The sequence below is a fragment of the Bradyrhizobium sp. CCBAU 45384 genome (genome assembly GCF_028128665.1).
Classification (GTDB): domain Bacteria; phylum Pseudomonadota; class Alphaproteobacteria; order Rhizobiales; family Xanthobacteraceae; genus Bradyrhizobium; species Bradyrhizobium manausense.
In genome coordinates this window covers 19341-41261 of sequence record NZ_LBIZ01000097.1, presented here as the reverse complement: position 1 = coordinate 41261, position 21921 = coordinate 19341, and the positions used below count along the sequence as shown (strand labels likewise).

Sequence of the window (21921 nt, the reverse complement as noted above, 5' to 3'; positions counted from 1 at the left end):
TTAACTTCTTGCTCCGACAGATTGCAATCGAGAGGCTCGGCGCATTGCGCCTCCTAAAATCTATCGGAGTCTTGCCAGTTGTCGGCGCCGGGACGCCTGCTGGCCTTTCAAAACCTTGAGCCAACGCCGATCCGATTTTAACACCAGTCTGGTCGTCCCAGTACATGCGCCCGCGTTTCTGAGGTCGGACGCATGACTCTGGACAAAATCGTTGAAGCGCAAGTTCGGTTCTTTAGTAACCCGCAAACTGCGCTAAGCGGTTGGCGTGATAATCTGCGTCGCCGAACAACTCGGCGAGCACCCGCTGTCGCTTCATGTACAGACCGATATCGTACTCGTCGGTCATGCCGATGCCACCGTGCATCTGAACGCCTTCCTGAACAGCAAGCGCGCTAGCTAGACCTGTGGTTGCTTTAGCCACCATCACAGCTTGCTCGGCGCGATCTTCGTCACCGTCTAGCAGCTGCTGGGCTTTAAGCACGGCCGCTCGCGCGACTTCCATCTCGGCGTAGAGGTGGGCGGCGCGGTGTTGCAGCGCCTGAAACGAACCAATCACACACCCAAACTGCATCCTCTGTTTGAGGTAGTCGATGGTCATGTCTAAAGCGCGGGAGCCCAAACCCACCATTTCAGCAGCGGTCCCGGCGCGCAAGGCGCTAAGCACTTTCATTAGGCCGCTAAAGCCGTCGTCCACTTCGCCGATAGCTGCGTCCGCGGAGACCTGCACGCCATCGAACGTCAGACGTGCGGCTAGGCTCGCATCGATGAGCCGCTCAGCCTGCGCTGTGAGATTCGTTGCGTCGCTTTCGACGAGGAAAAGTGTGACGCCAAGCTGCTCGTCGTCGGCGCCGGCGGTCCGGGCCGCCACGATCAAGAAGTCGGCCACGTGGCCGTACGTCACAAAACGCTTTTCTCCGACCAGTCGGAAACTGCTGCCAACGCGCTCGGCTTTCAACCCGATCCGTTCAGGCCGATGACGGGCCGACTCGTCGAGAGCCAGCGTGCCGACCGCGTCGCCGGCGCAGATTTGAGGCAGCCAAGCTTGTCGCTGATCTGATGAGCCGCCCTTCAGCGCTGTGACCGCTCCGACCGCCGTCAAGAGGAACGGCGACGGAGTTAGGTTGCGGCCGATCTCCTCCAGCACGATGCCAGCCTCGACATGCCCGAGCCCAGAGCCGCCATCGGACTCATCGAGCAGAATGCCATTCAGGCCCAGCTCGGCAAAGCGCTTCCAGAGGTCTGGCGAAAAGCCACTCTTGTCATCGGCATCCCGCAACGCGCGCATATGGCCGACCGGCGCTTGTTCCGCAAGGAACGAACGAACGGTATCGGCAAGTATGGTTTGATCTTCGGTGTGAAGGAGAGGCACGAGGTTAAGCTCCGGGTAGCTGGAGAATGCGCTTAGCGATGATGTTGAGCTGTATCTCGGACGTGCCACCCTCAATGGAGTTGGCTTTTGTGCGCAGCCAGGCACGGGCGTCAGCGCCCTGCTGTGAGCGCTCGCTATCCCATTCCAGTGTATCCGACCCGCCGGAAGCCATGATCAACTCATAGCGTTGCTTGTTCAACTCGGTCCCGAAGTACTTGATCATTGAGGCCTGCGCGGGATGGCCGCGTCCGTGCTTTAGCTCGTCGGCAAATCGCTCAGAGGCCGCTTTAAACGCCTCGGCACGGATTTCGAATAGCGCTATGCGGCTCCTGAGTATCGGATCGTCCAATCGCCCGTCAGCTTCGGTTCCGAGCGTCAGTTTGGCCCTCTCGCCGAGTGACAGCCGGGGACCCTCTAAGCCAGCCCCGGAAATGTTTTCCCGCTCGTGACTCAGCAAGTATTTGGCGACCTCCCAGCCTTTGTTGAGTTCGCCGACCAAGTTCGTTTTAGGCACCTTTACGTTATCGAAAAAGGTCTCGCAGAAGGGCGAGTACCCCGAAATCAGCTTGATCGGCTTGACCGAGACTCCAGCTGTCTCCAAATCGAACAGAAGGAACGAGATGCCGTTGTGCTTGCTTGAGCTATCGGTCCGCACAAGGCAGAAGATCCAATCGGACTTGTGGGCGTTGCTTGTCCAAATCTTCTGACCGTTTACAAGGAAGTAGTCTCCCTTGTCCTCCGCTCGGGTCGCTAGCGATGCGAGGTCGGAGCCGGCGCCGGGCTCGGAATAACCCTGACACCAGTGGATTTCTCCGCGCGCCATCTTCGGCAGGTGCTGCGACTTCTGTTCCGCCGTGCCGTATCTCAGCAACGTTGGCCCGAGCGTTTCATGGCCAAAAGTATCCAATGGAGCGCGGCAGCCGAGGCGACCCATCTCCTCGCGGAGGATCTTCGTCTCCTCGTGCGAAAGAGCTGCGCCTCCGTATTCTCTCGGCCAGTTTGGGACAGTCCAGCCCTTCTCGACCATCCGGTCCAACCAGACTTTTTGCGCGGCGCTTTTGAAAACTGCGCGACGGCCGCCCAAAACAATATCGTCTGCGGAGCGAACAGGCTCGCGCATTTCCGCAGGGCAGTTGGCTGCGAGCCATGCACACACCTCTTGCCGGAAAGAATCAAGATCGTTCACCGACTGCACCTCATCTGTTAATTCCTTGCCCCGCCACCTTGCGAAATATTTCGTGCATCATCCGTCCACAGCAAGTCGTTGGCTCTGACCATTGCTTATCGTCGGAAAGGGCCGGCATAACCCTTTACTTCTGCGTCTCCAATAATGAGCTGCTAGAGCCGTCCGTCGCTCCGCTACTGCTCCGTGGCACCGCTGAAGTTAGTAAGCTTCCTCCGAGCCAAGCAGTTTCGTCCGGCATCAAACATTGCAAAGCCACTTTGCGCTTTCAGGCACTGATTGCGGGATTCACGGACCGCACGACGCCGACGACGCGCGAACTTAGAGCATTTATGACGGCAAATTCCGTCAAGAGGCGGCGATTCGCGCGGTTTTTCTTCGAAACCCGCGGCGATGGCGCTCCTTTAGTTCAAACTGTCGATTGCAGTCTCCACGGCAATGAGTCGACTTGTTTGCGACTCTCTGCTTTTGATCTTGTAAAATGGACGGCGACCCAGCGCACGCGCGCGAGCTGCCGTCCGGAGCTCGACTAAGTACTAGGAGGAGGTCTCCGCGAATCGACGATACCCTCTCTAGGATCCCGCGCACTAACAGGGAAAGAGACCAAGCGTGTTTTCTGCCGTCTCCGCATCCATTCCGACAAGCGCCACTATTTATTTGCTGCACTCATCCTCGCCGGTGAAGTCCAGTTTGCCGGCGAACAGTGGTAAGGGCGAGCGCCCGCCCTCGATGCCCAAAAACGACCGAAGCATCTGTCACCGTTCTCGTTCAAGAGGGAATAAGGCCTCCCACACCGCAACCGATTCTATATTCGTGTGACTTCCTATCCAGTCATCATATTTGATTTTGAGCCCTAAGAGTAAATCATCGCGAGTGAGCCGGTTTTAGCTTCGGCACTTGCGGCACAATAGCTACGCAGGCCAGCCGAATTTCTCCACCCAAGGAGGGAAATCCGCGGAATTCATGCGGTGGCCTTCGCTATGCTGCTGGCGTCTCATTGGGAAGATCAGCCAAATATCGTCCGATGGTGCAACTCATCCGCTCGAATGAGCTTCGTGGTTATCGCGCTCAGGAGCTCCGAATATCGATCCTGGGCTTGCGAATTGACGCCTCGGACTGAAGAAGAAAGGGAGCAAGGCTCAAGATGGTGCAGCATGGATAAAGTTGTTCAACTCGAAATTCACGATACGATTGCCGTCATCACGATTAACAGCCCTCCCGTGAATGCGCTCTCCGCGGATGTGCGAAACGGACTGTTCGAGAGTTTTCAGCGTGTTCTCGTGTCCGACGCTCAGGCTGTGGTGCTGATTTGTGAAGGTCGGACCTTTATTGCTGGAGCCGACATCACCGAGTTCGGTGGTCATATTAAGGGGGCGGGCCTATCTCAAGTCCAAGAGGCGATGGAGAATTCGTCCAAGCCGGTGATTGCCGCAATCCACGGCACCGCGTTGGGTGGCGGGCTCGAGCTCGCGCTGTGCGCTCACTATCGTGTGGCGATGCGCTCGGCCAAGATCGGGCTGCCGGAAGTGGCGTTGGGCCTCATTCCCGGCGCGGGAGGCACGCAGAGACTGCCGCGTATCGTGGGTGTCGAGAAGGCGCTGGAGATGGTGACGTCCGGCCGTCATGTGCCCGCACAGGAGGCACTGGCTATGGGGTTGGTCGACGAACTCGTGGAGGAGGGAAAATTGAAGGAAGGCGCTATTGCCTTCGCGTGCAAGGTGGTTGCCGAAGGCAAGCCGCTGGTGAAGATTCGTCAGAACAATGCCAAGCTGGAAGCGGCCAAAAGACATCCCGAGATCTTTGATAATTTCCGAAAGACCAACGCACGGAAATTTCGAGGGTTGCTGGCTCCCGAATACAACATCCGCGGCATTGAAGCCGCTGTGAGTTCAGCCTCATTTGAGGGCGGTCTGCGATTCGAGCAGCAACTTTTCACGGAGCTGGAGCGCGGTCCTCAGTCGGCGGCTCAGCGCTACCACTTCTTCGCCGAGCGTCGGGCACGAAAGATACCCGACGTGCCGGACGGTACGCCGACACGGCCGATCAATAAGGTCGGCATCCTGGGCGCGGGCACCATGGGCGGCGGTATCGCCATGAATTTCGCCAACGTCGGCATTCCCGTGACGATCGTCGAGATCAAGAAAGAGGCGCTCGACCGAGGCTTCGGCGTGATCAGGTCGAACTACGAGCGGACGGCCGCGCGTGGTGGTTTGACGCCCGAGCAGGTGAATCAGCGGATGGGTCTGCTGATCGGCTCGCTTGACATGAAAGACTTCGCCAATTGCGACCTGATCATCGAGGCAGTGTTCGAGCGCATGGACATCAAAAAGCAGGTCTTCGCCAGATTGGACAGTACCTGTAAGCCCGGAGCGATTCTGGCTACGAATACGTCGGAGTTGAACATCGACGAGATCGCTGCGGTGACTAAGCGGCCCGAAGACGTGATCGGGCTGCACTTCTTTTCGCCGGCCAACGTGATGAAGCTGCTGGAGGTCATTCGCGGCGAGAAAACCGCTAAGGACGTTATAGCGACCTCGATGAAATCGGCCAGGACGATTGGCAAGGTCGCTGTGCTGGCTCGCGTGTGCTATGGCTTCATTGGCAACCGCATGCTGGCGCAACGCGAGCGCGAGGCGAAGAAATTGGTTCTGGAGGGGGCGAGTCCCTGGGACGTGGATCAAGTCCTGTACGACTTCGGCTTTCCCATGGGCCCCTTCCGCATGGCCGATCTGGCGGGATTAGACCTCGGGTGGGTGAGCGAGGAATCGACAAGCTCCACCTTGCGTGAGGTATTTTGCGAGATGGGCCGCTTTGGGCAGAAGACTGGCGCCGGTTACTACGATTACGACGAAAACCGTAACGCCAAACCCTCGCTGATCACCGAAAAGATCATAAGCGAGTTCATGGCTAAATCTGGCATGAGTCCGCGCAAGATCTCTGATGGGGATGTCCTTGAGCGTTGCATTTATTCGATGATCAATGAAGGGGCGAAAATCCTTGAGGAAGGTAAGGCGCTTCGGGCTTCCGATATCGATGTCGTTTGGGTCAATGGCTACGGCTGGCCAGTTTACCGCGGTGGACCAATGTACTACGCCGACCAGATCGGCCTGGATAGAGTTCTCGCACGAATGAGGGAATTTCAGCTCTCCCTGGGCGATGAATTCAAGCCGGCGCACCTGCTGGAGAAGCTGGTTGCCGAAGACAAGACGTTTGCCAACTTCGATCAATTCCAAAAAACGTTCTAGCTTGCATAATCTGGATCCGGTTCATCTCGGCAGGGCCCGGGTGAGCGGATTCAACCGAAAGGACTTTTCCTACTCATGCGTGAAGCCGTCATCGTCGCCGCAAAGCGGACCCCCATCGGCAAAGCCTACCGCGGCGCTTTCAACAACACCTACGGGGCAACTCTAGCAGCAGAATCAATTCGCGCAGTGGTAACGCAGGCTGGCATCGATCCCGGCGAAATCGATGACGTTGTAATGGGCGCAGCGATGCAGGAAGGCACGACCGGCTATAACGTCGCTGGCCAGGCCGCGTTGCGTGCTGGTCTGCCGGACGCCGTCTCGGGCATGACCGTTGACCGGCAATGTAGCTCGGGGCTTATGGCCGTTGCCACGGCTGCCAAGTACATCGTAAACGATGGCGCCTCGATCGCCGTCGGCGCCGGCGTAGAGTCGATCAGCTTAGTGCAAAACGATAAGTCGAACCGCTTCATGGCGCTTGACCCTTGGCTCGAACAACGTGTGCCTGAACTCTGGACCTCGATGATCGAAACCGCCGAACTCGTGGCCGAGCGCTATGGCGTCAGCCGTGAGGCGCAGGACGAGTACGCCTTGCATTCACAGCAACGCACTGCCCAGGCCCAGGCAGGAGACCGCTTCGCACACGAGATCGTCCCGGTTACCACCGTCATGAAAGTGGTCGACAAGGAAACCGGTAAGACCTCGGAAAAGAAGATCACAATCTACGCCGATGACGCCAATCGTCCCCAGACTACACTGGAAGACCTCAAGAAGCTTAAGCCCGTTTTCAAGGGTGGTCGGTATCTGAAGGAGGGCAAATTTATTACCGCTGGCAACTCAAGTCAGCTCTCTGACGGCTCAGCTGCGATCCTGATGGTCGAGCGTAAGCAAGCCGAGAAGCGCGGCCTGACGGCGCTGGGTGCCTACCGAGGTATGGCAGTAGCGGGCTGTAGTCCTGAGGAGATGGGCATTGGTCCGATCTTTGCGATCGCGAAACTCTTGAATCGTAACGGCCTTAAGGTCGAAGACATCGATATCTGGGAGCTCAACGAGGCTTTCGCGTCCCAGGTGCTCTACTGCCGGGACAAGCTGGGTATTCCGAACGACAAGCTTAATGTCTCGGGTGGTTCAATCGCCATCGGCCATCCGTACGGCATGACGGGTGCGCGATGCGTTGCGCACGCCTTGTATGAAGGGAAAGCGCCGCGGCGCGAAGTATGCTGTGGTGACGATGTGCGTCGGCGGCGGCATGGGCGCTGCCGCTCTCTTTGAGATCTTTTGAGGTTGAGATCTTTTGGGGCTCCGACAAGATCCGAGAGACCGCAGGCGAAGAAAGCTGGATGTTTGCACGTTGTGATGCAGTCTTCTCATACTTCAGCCGATGTCTGCTCATAACAAACAGTGGCCGCGCATAATATCTGAGGCATGATGAAGACGAGATCGATTGCTAGAGCCCTAATCATGAAAAGTTCTTTGGCAATAGGTCATCATAAATTGGGGTACTGCTGATGGTTACCGTAGAGGCTCTCAAGGATATAAAGGCGGAGGCAACCGAGTGGCGCCGATATCTCCATGAAAATCCAGAACTCGATTATCGGCTACAAAACACTGCGAGGTTTGTGGTCGAAAAGCTGGAGTCCTTTGGGATCAGCCACATTGAAGCAGGAATAGCCGAGACCGGCATCGTCGCGATTATCAAGGGCGGGGGCGGAGATGGGCCGACGATCGGTCTGCGAGCGGATATGGATGCCTTACCGATTGTCGAGACGTCAAATAAACCGTGGGCCTCGAAAATACCTGGTTGCATGCACGCGTGCGGACATGACGGTCATACGGCAATGTTGCTGGGTGCCGCAAAGTACTTGGCGGCCACACGCAACTTTAAGGGCTCCGTTGCTTTGATCTTCCAGCCTGCGGAAGAGCATGGGCGGGGCGGTCGCCAAATGGTCCAGGAAGGGATCATGGACCGTTTTGGCATCTCTCGGGTGTTTGGCATGCACAACGGCCCCGGCATGGAGGTTGGTACGTTCGCCATTTGTAATGGCGCGATTATGGGTTCGCAGGACAATTTCGATATCGTTGTGAAGGGTAAGGGAGGGCACGCGGCCTCACCACATAAGAACATCGATCCCATTGTAATCGCGGCGCAGATTATCGTTGGCCTGCAAACGTTGGTTTCACGCGGCACGGATCCGACCAAGTCGCTCGTGATCTCTGTTACCAAACTGGCTGCCGGTCAGAACTACAGCATCATCCCAGAAAACGTTGAGATTGGCGGTACCGTCAGGACTCTGCTGCCTGAGCTACGAAATTTCGCGGAACAGCAGATTTTGGCATCTGCGCAAGGCATCGCCCGGGCGTTCGGCGCACAAGTCGAAGTCGAATATCACAGACACATCCCAGTCACCATCAATCAGGTGGAGGAGACCAACATGGCGATCAGAGCGGCGAGCAAGCTCGTGGGATCCGCTTCAGTGGACGAGAGGGTCGGGGGGGTAATGGGGGCGGAGGACTTCGCCTTTATGGCTGAGGCGCGGCCGGGAGCATACATGTTCCTTGGTAATGGACCAACCCCTGCCTGTCACAATCCGGCATATGACTTCAATGATGAAGCGCTATCCTATGGCATAGGCTATTGGGTTAACCTGGTTGAGAACGGGCTGTCTGCATGAGTTCGCAAAGCTAGAGCTGGGATGAAACTTGCTTAAACGCCGCTTCCCCGATCGAAACTCATTTTGTGATACTAGTCGCATCACTCGCAGCAGGTGCTCCAGAGAGCCCGCTCTTAGATCGCCGGTTCAGTTGATCATTTGTGGTTGCGAATAAAGGCGTCCCGAAAACACCTTCAGGTCGAACATCAATTTTCAGCATCCACTAGTCCTGGATTTCTAATGTCGATTTGAAAATGCCTAGAGGGCCGCCTGATCTGCCATCAAAGATGGCCGCGCAGAGCCGAGGAACTGGGAGGCACGGTTTCCATTTCGACGATCCGCTATTGGGAGACAAAGGCTCTGGCCAAGCCAAGCCAAAGGCGGCCTCGACAGCTTCGTTCGTCGGGCCTTATTGCCGACCGTCTTGACCCAGTCGAAAGCCTCATGGTTGCCCTTGCGTTTCGCAGCCCGCGTCATCGTGGCATGCACGGTCGCTCTCTCCCCGACGACACATTTCTGTCGCTTGCGTTCACCCTCGGGATCCGACTTCAATCAGCAACCTTCGAGAGGTCCCCACCGCCTGCGGACGCAGAAAATCTCCTCTACCGCTCAAAGAACGACTTTTTCATGCGTCTAAGAAGCAAAATGCGTAAATTCATGACCGGCGTATATCGTATATATACAGAAGCTTGGGGATGCTCGCTCCTCAGGGAATTTTCGGATGAATCCTGATGCAAGGCTGTCGAGCGGCGTGGATCAACCCACATAAAATGTTCTCCTCTCGGCCAGCGCTATGCTCGCTGGGGCGCGCAACCGGCCTCTGCTGGTCGCGCGACTTCGACTTCCGCGTGCGTTGCAAGAAATAGCCGCCGCCCCGTTTCACGCAGTGCGCCAACTTAGGAACTCAAGCGATGGCGGCGCGGGCGAATTCGCAGGTTCATGGAAGCAGCGGATCGATCTTACCCGCGAATGCATATCCTCCTCCTGATGGCGGTCATAAAGACGAGGACCCCGAATTGTTATATTCCGCGACGCTTAAACGGCTCGAATGCCAATTACCTAAATCAGAAATGGGGGCAGATGCGAGCGGGATTCGCGACGTCGAGTTGATGAGCGGCGCCGACGGGCTGTTATTGCGATTGCGTTCAAGTCACACTGAAGATGGAGTCCCCCTGTTGGAAGAGAGACGAGTCGGCCCGAGAAACCTATTCCGCGATGGGGAGGCCGGAATTTGTAGACTCATTTTCATCTTTCATCTCGCAGGGAAACGCGAGATTGAGCTCGGTCATTCGGAGTGGCACGAGCTGAACCAGCCAACCTTCGCAGTATATTATCAACCGGAAGACGCCATCCCAAATCAGAGAATACGAACCCGTGACAAGACGCAAAGCGCGATCTTTGTCGACCTCTGGACAAGCCGCCCGTCGCGCGCGCTTTGTGAGGCTCTTCGGCGTCTGGCGAATTGCCCCCCGCGGCAGTCTGGAGCCAAGTGGGTTGAGCAGCCTCTGAACTCGGCCATGGAGCAGGCCGCATACCAAATGCTCAGCCCAGCCATCCATAAACGTTGGCGTCGCGAATTTCTAACGCTCAAGGCGGTCGAATTGCTCTACCTCGGCCTTGACGCGATGCTTCCGAGTGTCGAAGGGCCTGAATTGATGGACGAAGCACTCCCAGCCAAGATTCTTCGCGCCCGGAGTATGCTCGACAATACTCTGCAGAGCCCGCCCTCGCCGTCCGATCTCGCCCGGCTGGTCGGTCTTCCCACCACTACGTTTTCAGCTGCTTTTCGCGATCTGACGGGCATGGCTGTCCCTCAATATCTCAACCGCCGACGGATACATAAGGCGCGCATGCTAATTGAGAATACAACCATGCCGCTAAAGCAGATAGCGTTCGAAACCGGCTACAATCATTCATCGAATCTTTGTCTCGCGCTTAAGCGCCGATTTGGCAAAACAGCACGCGAGATGCGCATGCGACACTCCGGTCGTTTGTGCGTTTAGAAGAGGCTTGTCTCGGGAGACGGGGCGCTGCTTAAGCAGCTCTCGCCACCTTCTTACCGGAGGCGCAAACATTTCAGTCAATCTTCTCCGAGGTAGATAACGTGAAAAAAATCGGTATGATCGGCGGTCTAAGCTGGGTATCGACTGCCGAGTACTACAAGCGTATCAACGAGATAACTCGGTCAAAGGCAGGAGGCGTAACATCGGCCCGGATTGTGCTGGAGAGCGTAAATCGACAAGAGTACGTCACCGCAGTTATCGACCGCAACGATGAAGTTGCGGCTTGCAGGCAGATTGCGCAGTCCGCCAGCATGCTTCAAGCGGCCGGAGCCGACTTCATTATTATTGCCTGCAATGACGTCCACAGGTTTGTCCCTGTGATCCAGCCGATGATCAACATACCTTTCCTACATATTGCGCAGGTAACCGCCGAAGCTGTCAAAGCGAGGGGCTTGAAGCGCGTGGCTATTTTAGGTGTTCGAAAGACGATGGAATGCGATTTTTATCCGAAAATCTTCGCTCAGAATGGATTGGACGCCATCATTCCCAGCGAGCCCCAAAGAAAAATTATTCACGATAGCATCTACGAGGAGCTCGTACACAATCGCTTTCTCGATGCTACGCGTGAAAGATATCAGTCTATTATCGCGGACTTAGCAGCAAGAGGCGCAGATAGCGTTGCGCTCGCTTGTACGGAGATTCCCTTGCTTTTAAGCCAGGAGCAATCCCCATTGCCTGCGTTCTCTACGACTGAATTGCATTGCCAGTCAGCAGTGGCGCATGCGCTCGCGGGTCAATCCTTCTCCGCCAGTGTCAACGAGAGCCGTCAATAGCAGACGTGCAGGTCCCGGACCATTGATATCAGGGGGCACCTATAGCCCCACTATCCTCTCGGTAGGACCCCTGAACCATCTGGTTCAGTCAGCTTGGTGCCCATTTTGAAATTTTCGATTACACCGCAATGGTTTGGAGGAAGTGCGTCCACGAGACGGCAAACTCGGAGCTTGATCGAACTATACGCGGGCTCGTTGAGGCCTTGCTGGACGCCTGTAGGTCAAATCCTACTGAGTGGGGGACTTTTTGCGGGCCGAGAAGCCAAGCTTCAAACTATGCGTGCTGGCTACGATCGGGAGGTCGAGCGACGGCGAGGGCAGTGGGTAAACTATGAGACCGCGGTCCCAATCTCAACGGACTCCCGACCCCATTCGCATTTCTGCATCGACCGTTGCCCATTGTGCTTTCTGCGCAGGTTTACTGTTCGCAGGGCGCACAAAAAGCAGTTTTTGATCTCGGCGCCTAAGCTACTTTTTGAAAGTCAAGATGGCGACGTTGCGCTATCCGAGTCGCTAGCCGCATTGGCTGAGCGTAAGGAGATAAAATTGAAACGCCAACACGGATCCACCAAGCGCTCGATCAGGTGCCGAGTACCCGGGGCTGTGCCAGCATGAAGCCGCCCCCGCGCTCCACAAGTCGCCGTGCTCGAAGGGGGCTTCGCGCCGAATCTAGTAATCCCACCCGCATTTGCATTCGCGCGTAACTTCATGATTTTTATGTCCTGAAGACGAGAGGAGACAGGCATGGGCACTTTCACACGTCGCGAAGTCTTGCAAGGGGGGCTCGCGGTTGCCGGATCGCTCGCCGCGCCCCGAATCGCGCTGGGCCAGCGGTTTGCCGGCAAGGTCATCAAGACAGCTGGAAACATCACCGTCTTTGACCCTGTTCTAAGTACGGCAAACGCGACTTGGCAGCACGCGTTCATGGTCTACGACACGCTATTCGGCGTAGACTCGCAGCAAGTGCCACGGCCGCAAATGGTTGGCAAGTACGGACAGTCCGACGACAAGTTGACATGGACGTTCGAACTGCGCGACGGACTTCGATTCCATGATGGTACCGAGGTGACAACGGCCGACGTCATTCCCTCGATCCGCCGCTGGGGTGCGCGAGCCGACTGGGGTCCGAACTTGATGGAGCAAGTGAAGGATATCTCAGCTAAGGATAGGAGAACCTTCACTATCCGGCTGAAGGAACGAGATGGCCTCGTCCTTGATGCGCTTGGCAGGTTGTGTTTCATCATGCGCAAAAAGGAGGCGGAGACCGACCCGGGCCAGAAGATTGATACAATCGTCGGCTCCGGGCCCTTCAAATTCAATGCAGGCGAGACCAAGTCGGGCTCGCAGTATGTATACGACAGGAATCCCAACTACGTGCCGCGTAGCGAAGCGCCCAGCGGTTTTGCCGGTGGCAAGGTCGTCAACGTCGATCGCGTCATGTACGTCAACATTCCGGATGCGCAGACCGCCCTCGCCGCTCTGCAAGCTGGCGAGATCGATTTTTATAGTGATCCGCCGATCGACGCGCTAGATCAGCTCACCCAAAGCAAAGACCTGAAGCTCGAGGTGCTCAATTCCCCCGGGACTATCGGCTGGATCCAATTCAATTGCCTTCAGCCACCGTTTGACAACGTCAAGTGCCGACAGGCGATGTTGCACATCGTCAAGCAGATCGACTATCTCAAGGCCAGCTTCGCCCACCCCAACTACTACAAGCCCTGCGCTTCGTACTTTGGCTGTGACGTCCCGATGGAGAACGATGCCAATACCTCCTGGTTCAAGACCGCCCCCGATTATGCCCACGCAAAGCAACTCCTAAAAGAAGGCGGTTATGACGGGCGCCCGGTCGTCTTGCTGCAGTCAGTGGACTGGTACGTGACCAAGAACTCAGCGGAGATCCTCGCCCAGCAGATGCGCAGCGCTGGTATCAACGTGGAAATGGCGGCGGTCGACTGGGCCGCTTTGGAGCAGCGTCGCAATAGCAAGGGACCGCCTCATCAAGGGGGGTGGAATCTCTTTGTGACCGCAAGCTCTGCCGCGGATTACGGCAGCCCGGCTGCGAGCTATTATAAGGCTGACGGCACGTGGTATGGTTGGCCGACCAATTCTACGCATGAGGAGCTGCGTAGAAAATGGTTACAAGCCGATACCATCGAGGAGCGCAAGAGGATCGCAAGAGACCTCCAGGCGAACGCTTGGACGTTCGTGCCGCACGTCAATTTCGGGCAATGGGTTCAGCCGGTAGTGATGCGCAACAACATCCACAATGCCATGCCGGGCCCATTTCAATGGTTTAGGGTCTGGTGGGGCGTCGACAAAGCGTGACCTCAACTACCAGGCATCACCCAGTGGAGGAGCTATTCGTGAATACTCATCTCAACACTGAACCGTATGGACCTCCTCCGAAAGCTGTGCCTGCGGAGATCGCGGGTCGTGTCGAGCGATTGCGATCGGAGATGGAGAATGTCTCCGTCGATCTGATGGTGCTTACCTCAAAAGCGAACATTGAATATTTTTCGGGCTGGCGAAACGGTGGAGACCGCACGCGCCCCTCATTGCTGCTAATCGGACGATCAGGGGTAGGCCTCGTCGCACCTCGAATGTACGAGTCGCTTATCGGTCCCATGGAGTTCCATTGCGAGACACATTTATACAGTGGGTTTGTTGCAGAATCGACGGAAATGGCTTTAGCAGCCTCCCAATCAATCGAGGGCAAGGCAGCGAAGATCGGCTTGGACTACGGCCAGGATCACGCAGGTGCGGGGTCACTGCCTTTGGTAGAGGGACTCGCACGAAATGCCAGCGTCGTCGAAGCGGGAAACATCATCTGGAATGTCCGCGTCATCAAGAGTGCCTTCGAACTCCAATTGATACGTGCTTCACTGGACATCGCCAATCGGGCATTCGACAACGTTCTGCGATGCGCTAGGCCCGGGGTCAGCGAAATATCCTTATACCACGAACTCCAGTTCGAGCTCATCAAAAATGGCGCTGACAAGATCGAGCCGTTCCCAGTGATCTTCGGTCACAACTCTTTTGCCTATGCCCGCAAGCCCACAGAGCGGCGCCTCGAAATTGGCGATTACATCTGGACGGATTTTTATCATTCGTATGGCGGCTATGCGGCCGACCGCAATAGAATTGCTCGAGCAGGCGTACCGAGTGCCATCGAGCAGGATACCTACACAGCCGTGCGCCACGTCACCCATGAGGTCTGTCGGAGCATTAGAGCCGGCTCTACATGTGGGGACGCCTATGAGCTGTTTGCAAACCTTTGGAAGTCTGCTGGGCTCACCAAGCCGTTCGGCGCGGGTCGGATCGGCCACGGCAGCGGGCTGGACTTCACCGAGCCGCCGTCAATCGCGCCCAGCAGCACCGAGGTAATCAAGCCTGGGATGGTGCTGCACGTGGAACCGAAGCTCGAAAGCGAGCATGGAGTCTTCCAGTTCGAAGAGGTCATTTGTGTTGGCGCGGACCAGAATGAATTCCTCAGCGTTCTTTCACCGGCGGAACTTCCGATAATCGCGTCGTGAGCAATCGGCCAGTGAGAAACTCGACCTAAGCCCGTGAGGAGGATGTTTCAATGAACGATGCTACGACTTCCTTGTTTTCACCCGATTGGTCCATGCTCTCACTCGCGGAAAAGGATCCATTCCCAGTCTACGATGAATTGCGAAGCAGGGGGGATGTTGTATGGGATCCAGGCATGCGGTGCTGGCTAATCCTTAGTTACGAGCTCTGCAAGGTAATTGAGTCGGATGAAAGTTCGTATGGAGGAGGGGGAGATACAGGCTCGGCTGCACTGTCGCACGAAATCAGGGGCGGGAGAGTCTCTGTAACCCAATTGACCGGTGAAGAGCACGCGCGTTTGCGTCCGCTCTACCTTAAGGTCCTCAGCCCATCGGCGATGACGCAATACCGAACTGAGCATGTGTTGCCTATCGTCAACGATGCTATAGATCAGATTCAGGCGCGAGGGAGCGCCGAGTTGGTTTCAGAATTCGCTTTTGTGGTACCGTCCCGTGTTATGGCGTCATTGTTTGGACTCCCCTGGAGGGACGACGAACTCATCAGCACCATTGCCAAATGCCATCGGAATGTTGTGGCCTGGGCTTACGACCAGCGCAGCGAAGACAAGATCGGGCAAGGCAAGATGGCCTCTGTCGAACTTAGCAATATTTTCCGTCCACTCATCGTTAAGCGTCGCGAGACGTCTGGCGATGATCTAATAAGTCAACTCTGGACCCTTGTCCCTCAATATTGGGCTAACGTCGAAGTTGGAGACGTTCTCTCGATCGTCAGGGACATTGCAATCGCCTCAGGAGAAACGACAACGAATGCCATTGCGAATGCCATATATCTTTATCTGACGAACGCCAGCGCGCGAGAAGCTGTGAAGGGGCAGGAGGGTGCCCTCAACGCGCTTGTAGAGGAGAGCTTGCGTCTCCTCGGGTCGATCCAGTTCCGGTTTCGCACGGCGAATATCGACGTATCGCTAGCGGGGGTGAAAATAAAGAGAGGCGACAACATCTGCATGGTGCACGCGGCAGCAAATCGTGATCGAAGTCGATATTTGCACCCGCATATGGTTGACTTAGCGAGAAAGCGACCCACCGATCATCTTGCATTTAGCGTCGGGCCGCGAATGTGTCCGGGGCTGCATTTGGCAAGACTCATGATCAGGGAGTGTCTGAAGAGCCTCATTGCCCGATTGCCGGAAGTGCGTTTGGATGACAAGAGAGGGCCGCCGCGGTTTCGTGGTTTCTCTCATCGTTCTTTCGGTCCACTGCACGTGGTTTGCTAAGGACGTGACATGAGACTGACGATTGTTAACCGAAATGGTCAGAAGATTGAGCTCAAGGATGTGTCAGCATCTACATTGATGCGCGCAATTTGCGACGCCGGATTGGATCTAGCAGCTCAGTGCGGCGGTTGCGCATCGTGTGGTACTTGCCATGTGTACGTCGAGGAGGCCTCACTCAGTAAGCTCAAACCCGCAGACGAAAACGAAGATGCCATGTTGGATATCGCTCCCGAGCGGCGCCTAAACTCGCGGCTTGCCTGTCAGATCCCGCTCTCTGACGAGTTGGACAGCCTGACTGTCACGCTTGCGCCAGGCTCCGGTCTTGACGACGCGTAGCAGTCACCCTGTTTGAGGTGCCCAATCCGCTGCGCGGGAACCCTGTTCTTGGTGCAATGGAGTCCATACCTGTCGTGGATGGTCTTTATCGCTTTCACCGGGGCTCGAAGTGGCAGTCGCTACTGATCGTGGAACTCATAATTCTGAGGCCCAGAAGCCCCGCTCATTCGGTCAATCAATGCGACAGCGACAAGGCCTGAACTGCATCTAGCTACAACGCTGGCCAGATCGTCGGCATCCCGGCGACCAAGAGTAGGGCTGGCACTTGCGCATAACCGAGTGCGTCTATCCCCATGCAGTCAAACGCGATCTCGTGCAGTACGTGATAGCGCTTAACGGATCGGGCGGGATCAACGTGATGCGTCAGAGCCTTGAGCACCTATCAATTCGGCTGGAGCGAAACATAATCATCGGTTCGGTTGTTGGAAGAGGGCCACCATCACGGTTGACCAAAGAGGCGCGAAGGCGTCGAGATGAGCGCTCGAGTCTGCGGAATTCCTCGCTTTGCAGGCACTTCGTTGTTAAGTGCGCTTGCACAGTCCATCGTATTGATGGGCTAGCTGCTTGCTCCGCCAGTAAGTGAAGGGAGGCTTGATGGGCCCGACGAATTCGTGCGCACCAACTCGGGAGTGATCCGCGCGGACACGAGGTGAACAATATGATAGAGCCTCTCTTCTACTATTGCTTGAACCTCTGCTTGGCACTTTGCGCAAGGCTGACGCCTCAATGATCGTCCTGGTCACGCTTTTCGCGCGGTGGGGCATTATAGCAGGTGTCCTAATCCATATTCCAATCAATTGCCATACATAGCAGGAAGCGTCTGCCAAGCCGTCAAGGGACTGCTCAGCGAAGACATCGCTGCGTATCGGAACAGCGTCAACGGCGGACTTAGGGCGGTGTTGCCGGGTTCGTTTCAGCAATTGTCGAGACATTCCTTTTTCGAGCGGTGGCGGTTAGGCTACTGCCGGCTATTCGTCATACTTCGACAGATGGGCGAGAGCCCTAAGGGATCAATCGGACCTCCCGGCTTTGTCGTGAAGGAAGGGCTCACCATCCGCAAGCGGCGGGCTTGCCGCAAAGCTGTGGGACCCGTGCCTCGGTCTTGACCGAGGCGAGGCCAAACTGGTCGCTGGACTTCGTCCACGACTAGTTCGCCACCGGCCCGCGCTTCCCCATCAAAATCGTCGACAGGGCACTAAGGAAAGCCTGGGCACCATTCTAGAGACGTCGATCTCAGGACGGCGCGTCGCCTGCGGCGGCGAGGCCGAGGTGCCCTACGAGCTCTGTGTAGGTCGCAGCGAAACCGCAATGGCGCTCTTGTGCGCCGCGTTCTTCGGTTTGTCCCTAGCGCATCGGGTATCGGGTGATGCACTACATGCCAGCCACGAAGGCCACTTGGGCGGCCTATCAGAGGCGGTAGGTTACAATGTCATCCCATTCTGATGGTATCGTCGTCGGATTTGGCCTCGAAAAGGCTTCTATCCAACGAAAACCCTGGGAGGGAGGCTTAAAAAGATGCTTGCCTGCCACTTCCGGCATCAACGCGAGGGCAAAGTATGACTACGACCACTACGGCCGCGCCGCGCTATGGCGACTTCAGCAACATGGCCAAGCACTATCACAAGTTGGCACCGAGTTACGCCATGTCAGTCCTGCGCTGCTTGAAATCGCATGTCTGTGATGGCCAAGAGAGTTTTTGTGTTGCAGACGTCGGTGCTGGCACGGGCACGCTCGCTCTTCAGCTGTCCGACCTAGGTTTCACTGGCTACGCGGTCGAGCCCAATGACGCAATGCGTGAACAAGGACAAAGCTGGCTTCGCGCTGAGCATGGATTTCGCTGGCTCGCCGGCAGTGCCGAAATGACGTTGCTAACGGACGCAAGCGTCGATTGGATCTGCATGGGGACAGCCTTCCATTGCGTCGATCCCCAACGGACGCTTTCTGAATTTGACCGCGTGCTTCGACCGGGTGGATTTTTCACGGCTATCTGGAACCTCTGCGACGATAATCTTCGTCACAGCATTGAAGAACGCATTGAAGAGATCGAGCCTGGCCTCGAACGTGCCTACAGATGCGCCTTGCGTGTGATGGACAATGTTGAAGGCATTCTCCTTAAGTCAGGCCAGTTTGGCGATTGTCTTCAGATCGAATCCACGATTTTCGAACAGCAAACACGCGGTCAGACGATGGAGGGGTGGAACTGCAATCATGACATCGTCAGCCAAGTCAGTCCAGCTCGCTGGCAAGAGATTCTTGCCGTAATCGAAGACATGCTTCCTTCCGAATCCTTCACGAGGCGATTCCGCACCAGATCCTGGACCGTGAGAAAACTCTCGAGGAACTGAATGTCTTAGGAAGATCTAAATCGGATTAATCGTAATGCCACATATGGATGGTCTCGCGACACTAGAATGGTCATTACGGGAATCGATGCTGGAAGGATGCTTCTCCATCATCAGCCAAGAGATCAGCATTGCTTCCTCATGGTCAGGATCGGCGAGCAGGATGACGTCGACCCTATCTTATCGCTACAGCGAGCGGTCCAGCCTCTCTGACTTTTGCCGGTCGCCGTCCGATCTGATCATCCCACACTGATGACCGCTCGGTCGTCCGACCGGCCAGCGACGCGGCCAACTGTCCGCGCTGCCGTTCAGGAGCGCTTTAGCCCTCCAAGCCGGCTTCTAAACAGTCCTTTACATCGAACCCTATATTTCTCGCCCTGGCAGGCACTGTGTCACTGTGTCTCGTGGTCACTGAAACGATGGTGAGTAGCTCGGGTGCTAGGGTCCTGAACCGGAAGTTCGACATGATTGAGCCATGACGAACTGGTCGGGGTCAGGTGCACATGCCAACGTGGGCCGTTTGGCCAGCCATTTCCGTATCAGCGGGGTCTGTGCGTGGCATAGTTATCCATGACGAGATGCACGTCGAGCTCGCGCGGCATGGCGGCCTCGATCTCGTCTAGGAACTTGCGCAACTCGGCGGCGCGGGTAGCGTCCGTAGCACTTTCCGATGACCCTCCGGTCGCAATGTCGAGGGCTTCGAACAGCGATTTGGTGCCGTGCCTCTTGTAGTCATGGCTCCTTCGGCCGGCTGGCCGGGACGCATCGGCAGCATCGGCTGACTCCAGTCCAGCGCCTGGATTTGCGATTTCTCGTCCAAGACAGAACGATGGCGTGCTCGGGTTGCGAGACGTAAAGGCCGACGTCGTCGCGCACCTTGGTCACAAATTCGGATTTGTCGAGAGCTTGGACGCGTCCAGTCGGCGCGGCTGCAGCCCGAAGGCCCGCCAGATGCGTTGCACCGTCGCGACAGGCCGCTGGCCTTCGCCATGCCGCGAGAACTCCAGTGGGTACCGTTCTCGGGGCAGCTTTCTAGCGTCCGCACGACCACGGCTTCGATTGAGGCATCGCCAATGGTACGCGGCGCCCCGGAACGCGGCTCGTCGTGCATCCCGGCCACGCGCTGCTCCACAGAGCGCCGCCGCCATGTGCCTACTGTCGCCGCTCCAGGCCTGGCTTGTCCGCCACTTCCTTGTTTTGACCGCCGTCCGCGCAGGTCAGTACGATCCGGGCTCTCAGAGCCAGCGCCTGCGCCGTCTTCGGGCGCATCGGATCGTGTCCCATTGCGTGGTGTAGCAGGCGGCGGGTCACCGCGTTCACCGGCCAGGGCCGGGCAGGTCAGCTGGCAATAGCCGGAAGGCTGACGGTGGGATCATCGCTCAAGGGCGCGATGGTTTCCAGCGTCATGTAGCGGGCACGCTGGACGGCCCATTCATCGTTCTGTTCGAGCAGGATCGCGCCGATGAGGCGGACGATGGCGTCTTCGTTGGGGAAGATGCCGATGACCTCGGTGCGCCGCTTGATCTCACCATTGAGGCGTTCGATCGGATTGGTCGAGTGTAGCTTGGTCCGGTGCTGCGGCGGGAACGTCATGTAGGCGAGCACGTCGGTCTCGGCCTCGTCGAGGAAGCCGGCAAGCTTTGGCAGCTTGGGACGAAGCTGGTCGGCGACCTTGCGCCACTGTGTCTTTGCGGCCTCGGCATCCTCTTGGGCAAAGGCGGTGGCGATGAAGGCGGAGACGACGCGCCGTCCGCTCTTGCCGGCATGTGCCAGCGCGTTGCGCATGAAGTGGACGCGGCAGCGCTGCCAGGAGGCATTGAGCACCTTGGCTACGGTGGCCTTGATGCCCTCATGGGCGTCGGAGACGACCAGCTTGACGCCACGCAGGCCGCGGCGGGCGAGTTTGCGAAGGAACGCGGTCCAGAACGTCTCGGCCTCGGATGGGCCGATGTCCATGCCGAGAACCTCGCGCCGACCGTCGCTGTTGACGCCGACCGCGACGATCACCGCGACAGAGACGATGCGGCCGTTCTGACGCACCTTCACATACGTGGCGTCGATCCACAGATATGGCCAGTCGCCCTCGATCGGCCGGGCGAGAAAGGCCTTCACCTTCTCGTCGATCTCTCCGCACAGCCGGCTCACCTGGCTCTTGGAGATGCCGCTCATTCCCATCGCCTGGACGAGATCGTCCACCGAACGGGTCGAGACGCCCTGCACATAGGCTTCCTGCACCACGGCGGTCAGAGCCTTCTCGGCCATGCGGCGCGGCTCCAGAAAGCCCGGAAAGTAGGAGCCCTTGCGCAGCTTGGGGATGCGCAACTCGACCGCCCCGGCGCGGGTCTCCCAGATCCGGTCGCGGTCGCGGTAGCCGTTGCGCTGGGCCAGACGTTCGGGGTTCTTCTCGCCGTAGGCGGCCCCGGTCTGGCCTTCGACTTCCAGCTCCATCAGCCGCTGGGCTGCAAAGCCGATCATCTCACGCAACAGATCGGCATCAGGGGTCTTCTCCACGAGCGTGCGCAGGTTCATCATGTCGTCGGTCATCGGTGGTTCCTCGGTTGCGTTGGCGTGTCGCAACCCGATCCTACCGGAGAACTGCCGGTGACCACCGCAAAGCCGCCCGCCCGCTACGGCGCTATTTGAGGGCGCGCGTCCGGGCGGCTTTGCTCTACCGAACTACACCACTACTGGGGAGTACGTCATGCCAAGCTGGTGATTGCTTGTGGGTGCAAGTCCCATCCGGCCAAAGCTGTAGCAAGCAGGCCGGGACCGAGTCTTGCGGGCGTCGCGGCAACGCGGGGTCCGAAGTGTAGACAGGAGCCATGCGGGGTGCGGGAATGAGCCTCGAAAGGTGGATGTTCGCGGAGGCCGAGTGTGTTCCCTAAGCACGAAGGCAGCATGAGCATCGTCGATATGCAAGACGATGTCGCTCCGTCGGGGTCGATGGCCGCATCACGCATGGAAGGTAAACATCGGAACATGAGAGGCCCGACCGGGTCCGCTGGATTGGTCTCCAGCGGGGGACAGCGGCAAGGCACTGCCGGAGCCGCTGACCGAGCTGAGGTCGGGAGTCGGACTGGTTCATAGTACCTGTGAAATCGTCGAAGGTAACGAGACGCATGGAGGGAAGGGACCAGCCCGAGGGGAGCCTGCGCGAG

13 protein-coding genes and 2 pseudogenes are annotated in these 21921 nt (G+C 57.3%); 11 read left to right on the top strand and 4 right to left on the bottom strand.

The annotated features are described in order from the left end of the window. Positions 1 to 232: 232 nt before the first annotated feature. Positions 233 to 1369 carry an acyl-CoA dehydrogenase family protein gene (locus XH80_RS10105; protein ID WP_271598470.1) on the bottom strand — a complete coding sequence of 379 codons (1137 nt, stop codon included), beginning with the start codon at positions 1367 to 1369 and terminating at the stop codon, positions 233 to 235. Positions 1370 to 1373: 4 nt separating this feature from the next. Then, a complete protein-coding gene (locus tag XH80_RS10100) occupies positions 1374 to 2555 on the bottom strand; it encodes an acyl-CoA dehydrogenase family protein (protein ID WP_271598469.1) in 1182 nt (393 codons plus the stop codon). A 1151-nt stretch (positions 2556 to 3706) separates the two neighbouring features. On the opposite strand from XH80_RS10100, the gene XH80_RS10095 reads away from it, so the two are divergent. The 11 genes and pseudogenes from XH80_RS10095 (at position 3707) to XH80_RS10045 (ending at position 18766) form a co-directional block, all read left to right on the top strand. Next, positions 3707 to 5797 carry a 3-hydroxyacyl-CoA dehydrogenase NAD-binding domain-containing protein gene (locus tag XH80_RS10095; RefSeq protein WP_271598468.1) on the top strand — a complete coding sequence of 697 codons (2091 nt, stop codon included), beginning with the start codon at positions 3707 to 3709 and terminating at the stop codon, positions 5795 to 5797. Positions 5798 to 5872: 75 nt separating this feature from the next. Then, positions 5873 to 7076: pseudogene (locus XH80_RS10090) on the top strand (acetyl-CoA C-acyltransferase). Between the two features lie 226 nt (positions 7077 to 7302). Beyond that, positions 7303 to 8466 carry a M20 aminoacylase family protein gene (locus tag XH80_RS10085; RefSeq protein ID WP_271598466.1) on the top strand — a complete coding sequence of 388 codons (1164 nt, stop codon included), beginning with the start codon at positions 7303 to 7305 and terminating at the stop codon, positions 8464 to 8466. A gap of 890 nt (positions 8467 to 9356) precedes the next feature. Beyond that, positions 9357 to 10448, top strand: coding sequence for a helix-turn-helix domain-containing protein (locus tag XH80_RS10080; protein ID WP_271598465.1), 1092 nt, complete (start codon positions 9357 to 9359; stop codon positions 10446 to 10448). A 101-nt stretch (positions 10449 to 10549) separates the two neighbouring features. Then, positions 10550 to 11281, top strand: a complete 732-nt coding sequence (locus XH80_RS10075) for an aspartate/glutamate racemase family protein (RefSeq protein WP_271598464.1) — start codon at positions 10550 to 10552, stop codon at positions 11279 to 11281. A 744-nt stretch (positions 11282 to 12025) separates the two neighbouring features. After that, the gene (locus tag XH80_RS10070) at positions 12026 to 13606 is read left to right on the top strand and encodes an ABC transporter substrate-binding protein (protein ID WP_271598463.1); all 1581 of its coding nucleotides are present in this window, start codon (positions 12026 to 12028) and stop codon (positions 13604 to 13606) included. Positions 13607 to 13644: 38 nt separating this feature from the next. Then, positions 13645 to 14814, top strand: a complete 1170-nt coding sequence (locus XH80_RS10065) for a M24 family metallopeptidase (protein WP_271598462.1) — start codon at positions 13645 to 13647, stop codon at positions 14812 to 14814. A gap of 311 nt (positions 14815 to 15125) precedes the next feature. Next, positions 15126 to 16085 (top strand): cytochrome P450, encoded by a 960-nt coding sequence (locus tag XH80_RS10060; protein WP_271598461.1) that lies wholly within the window; start codon positions 15126 to 15128, stop codon positions 16083 to 16085. Between the two features lie 9 nt (positions 16086 to 16094). Then, complete coding sequence (locus XH80_RS10055; RefSeq protein ID WP_271598460.1) at positions 16095 to 16421, top strand: 2Fe-2S iron-sulfur cluster-binding protein; 327 nt, start codon at positions 16095 to 16097, stop codon at positions 16419 to 16421. 896 nt (positions 16422 to 17317) lie between these two features. Then, a pseudogene (locus XH80_RS10050) lies at positions 17318 to 17672 on the top strand (IS3 family transposase); the annotation flags it as partial. A gap of 305 nt (positions 17673 to 17977) precedes the next feature. Then, the gene (locus XH80_RS10045; protein WP_271598459.1) at positions 17978 to 18766 is read left to right on the top strand and encodes a class I SAM-dependent methyltransferase; all 789 of its coding nucleotides are present in this window, start codon (positions 17978 to 17980) and stop codon (positions 18764 to 18766) included. 616 nt (positions 18767 to 19382) lie between these two features. Here XH80_RS10045 and XH80_RS43950 read toward each other — a convergent pair. Both XH80_RS43950 and XH80_RS10040 read right to left on the bottom strand, forming a co-directional pair. Further along, a complete protein-coding gene (locus XH80_RS43950; protein WP_442869136.1) occupies positions 19383 to 19874 on the bottom strand; it encodes a hypothetical protein in 492 nt (163 codons plus the stop codon). A gap of 227 nt (positions 19875 to 20101) precedes the next feature. After that, positions 20102 to 21307 carry an IS256 family transposase gene (locus XH80_RS10040; RefSeq protein WP_271598458.1) on the bottom strand — a complete coding sequence of 402 codons (1206 nt, stop codon included), beginning with the start codon at positions 21305 to 21307 and terminating at the stop codon, positions 20102 to 20104. Positions 21308 to 21921 lie beyond the last annotated feature (614 nt).